This is a genomic window from Cryobacterium sp. 10I1 (assembly GCF_035019805.1).
GTDB classification, from domain to species: Bacteria; Actinomycetota; Actinomycetes; order Actinomycetales; family Microbacteriaceae; genus Cryobacterium; species Cryobacterium glucosi.
Map to the genome: position 1 here is coordinate 1 of NZ_JASJVF010000493.1, position 1,188 is coordinate 1,188.

Sequence of the window (1,188 nt, forward strand, 5' to 3'; positions counted from 1 at the left end):
CCTCGAGGTCGCCCTGGCGACGACCGACCCGAGAGGCACGAGCGTGCGGGAGGCGCTCGACGCGATCGGCGGCCGCGCCGGCATCGCCCCGGGAATCGCGTTCGCGGAGCGCGAGCAGGATGCCGCTGAGCGCGTTGAGTCCGGCGAGCACGTCCACGAGGGCGACGCCGACTTTGCTCGGCTCCCCCTCGACCGGGCCGGTCACGCTCATCAGCCCACCGACGGCCTGCACGAGGAGGTCGTAGCCGGGGAGCCGGGCACCGGCACCGGCACCGAAGCCCGTGATCGAGCAGTAGACGACGCCGGGGTTCGCGGCGCGCACGGCCTCGTAGCCGAGGCCGAACCGCTCCATCACGCCGGGCCGGAAGTTCTCGACCACGACATCCGCCGTGGTCGCGAGGCGCCAGGCCGCCGCCCGTCCCTCGACGGTGCCGAGGTCGCAGACGACCGAACGCTTGTTGCGGTTGACCGCACCGAAGTAGGTGGACGCGCCCTGGGCATCCGTGGGCGGCAACCACTGCCGGGTGTCGTCCCCGGCCGGGCTCTCGATCTTGATCACGTCGGCGCCGAAGTCGGCGAGCATCATCGTGGCATACGGCCCGGCGAGCACGCGCGAGAAATCGGCGACCCTCAGCCGGGGTGCGCGGGCCGACGGTTCGTGCGGCATCAGCTCACCTCGGTCCCCATCGACGCGTCCGGCCGGCAACACCGACGGGACGCAGTTGTGATCCTATACCGAATGTTTTCGGTTCCGGCACCCGTCCGACAGTTCCCAGCATGCCACCGTCGGCTACATTGAAGTCTATGGAGGCACAGCTGCGACCCGGCGCCCGGGAGGCGATCTTCGCCCAGCTCATCGAGGCCGGCCGCGCCGAGCAGGTTGCCCGTCGCCTGACCGATGCCATCATCCTCGGCGTCCTCACGTCGGGCGAACGCCTGCCGAGCGAGCAGGAGCTCGCCCGCCGTTTCGGTGTCGCCCTGATCACAGTCCGCGAGGGCCTCGTGATCCTGCGCGAGACCGGCCTCGTCGAGACCCGTCGCGGCCGCGGTGGCGGCAGTTTCGTGATCCAGGCGGATGCCCCGGACGAGACGCTCCTGCACACCCGGCTCCGCGGCGTCGATGTCGGCGTCGTCGAACACGATCACCGGGGCCTTGCCGCCGAGTTCGAGGTGCACGCGCTTGACGTC

1 protein-coding gene and 2 pseudogenes are annotated in these 1,188 nt (G+C 71.0%); 1 reads left to right on the forward strand and 2 read right to left on the reverse strand.

All coding sequences use genetic code 11. The annotated features are described in order from the left end of the window. On the reverse strand, nt 1-667 hold a 667-nt coding region (locus QN345_RS19330; protein WP_323509150.1), incomplete at its 3' end, for a CaiB/BaiF CoA transferase family protein. 137 nt (nt 668-804) lie between these two features. Here QN345_RS19330 and QN345_RS20680 point away from each other — a divergent pair. Next, a pseudogene (locus tag QN345_RS20680) lies at nt 805-990 on the forward strand (GntR family transcriptional regulator); the annotation flags it as partial. Between the two features lie 108 nt (nt 991-1,098). Here QN345_RS20680 and QN345_RS20685 read toward each other — a convergent pair. Then, nucleotides 1,099-1,188 (reverse strand): annotated as a pseudogene (locus tag QN345_RS20685) (aldehyde dehydrogenase family protein); the annotation flags it as partial.